This is a genomic window from Kitasatospora sp. NPDC007106 (assembly GCF_040634455.1).
Lineage (GTDB): Bacteria > Actinomycetota > Actinomycetes > Streptomycetales > Streptomycetaceae > Kitasatospora > Kitasatospora arboriphila.
In genome coordinates this window covers 1-1,510 of the sequence record NZ_JBEYFP010001181.1, presented here as the reverse complement: position 1 = coordinate 1,510, position 1,510 = coordinate 1, and the positions used below count along the sequence as shown (strand labels likewise).

The following is a 1,510-nucleotide window of genomic DNA, read 5'->3' as shown; positions in this document are numbered from 1 at the left end:
GCACCCCCAGCCCCGGCCGGCGCCTTACGTTTCCTCGGCCGTGCCCTTCTCGCCGCCCTGCTGCTGCGCCCGGCCCGGCTGTGGAGCTCAGTGGCCGTGCCCCCGCATGCCCGCCCCCAACGCCGTGTCCCGCGTCCCGACGCCCGGTCAGACGGTGGTGAAGAGGAAGTCGTCCTTGGCGTAGTAGTTCGGCTGGTGGACCAGTGGTGAGCCGACCTCGGCCGGGCCCGGCCAGATGTCACCGGGCCCGAGCAGGTGGTCGGGGTAGTCGCTCTTCGTGACGCACGGGGCGAAGTGGAGGCGGAAGGCGGTGTTGGTCTGGTTCGGGACGGACTTCCACAGCTGCTCCTCGCGGTCGGTGAGGCATGCCCGCAGGACGACGGTGACCACGTTGCCGCCCTGGGTGGTGCCGTCCAGGCAGCGGCCGTCTGCCGCGTTGCGCACCTGGAGCAGTCCGCCGCTGTTCAGCGGGAACTGCCAGCGCTGCGACGCGCTGCCGTCGCAGGTGGCGAGGTGGACGCCGGCTGCGTCACCGCCGTCCGGGCTGACGCACAGGCCGGAGCGCACGTTCACGAGGCGGAAGGCGGGGATCCGGGGGGTGGGTGACGGCGGCGGCGCGTCCTGTGCCGTGGGTGAACCTGGGGCGGGGGAGGGGGAGTTGCCGTCCGTGGTCGGGGTGGCGGGTGTCGACGGTGCGAGTGCGGTGGGGGAGGGATCCGGTGGTGGCGTGGCCCGCAGCGTGGTGGGCGAAGGGGAAGGCCGAGCCGGGGTGGCCGCGGTGGGCTCGGTCCGGTGGGGGCTGATGTTCGCGGCGGCCATGGTCAGGATGCCGAGGCCGAGGGCGAGGAGGGCGAGCCTGATGGTCCTGTCGGAGGGGCGCCGCAGGGGGTTGGCGGCCGGGGCCGGGCGGTGCTGCACGGAGGGGGGCGTGAGCGGGACGGGCGGCGTGCGCGGGACGGGCAGGGGGAGCGGGGCAGCCGGAGTGGACGGGGCAGCCGGAGTGGGTGGGACGGGTGGCGGAGGCGGGACGGGCAGCCCCGGCGGTGGGGTGGCCGGGACGGTGCCGGTGGGAGGGAGCGGCAGGACCGCGGTGTCGCCGGGTTCCGGCTCGTGGTCGCCCGTCCAGAGCAGCAGTCCTTCGAGGAGCGCGGGGCGTTGCCAGGTGTGGATGGCGGTGAGGTCCGCGCGGGCGCGCGTGCAGGCGGTGCACTTGGCCAGGTGGCGGTCGAGGGTGTCGTCGCCGATGCCGCGGCGGACGGTGTCGCCGAGCCTGGCGGCCAGCTGGCGGCAGTCCCGGCGGGGCGCGTGCGCCACGTAGTACCGCAGGTAGGCGCTGTAGAACCGCTGCACGGGATCCGGCTGCGGGAGTTCGGCGCCGGGGGCGTCGACGGTCGGCGGCGGGGGAGCCGGTTCGGCCGCGTCCGTGAGGCCGCTGCCGTAGGCGAGTTCGTTGCCGTAGCCGACGCCGACGTCGCCGACCAGGGCGAACTGCAGTCCGCAGCGGGCCGGG

General features: G+C 75.5%; 1 protein-coding gene. It reads right to left on the bottom strand.

Going from position 1 to position 1,510, the window contains the following annotated elements; all coding sequences use genetic code 11:
* Positions 1 to 147 precede the first annotated feature (147 nt).
* Positions 148 to 1,510, bottom strand: a 1,363-nt coding sequence (locus tag ABZ641_RS36945) for an RICIN domain-containing protein (RefSeq protein ID WP_359988947.1), incomplete at its 5' end; no start/stop codon positions are given.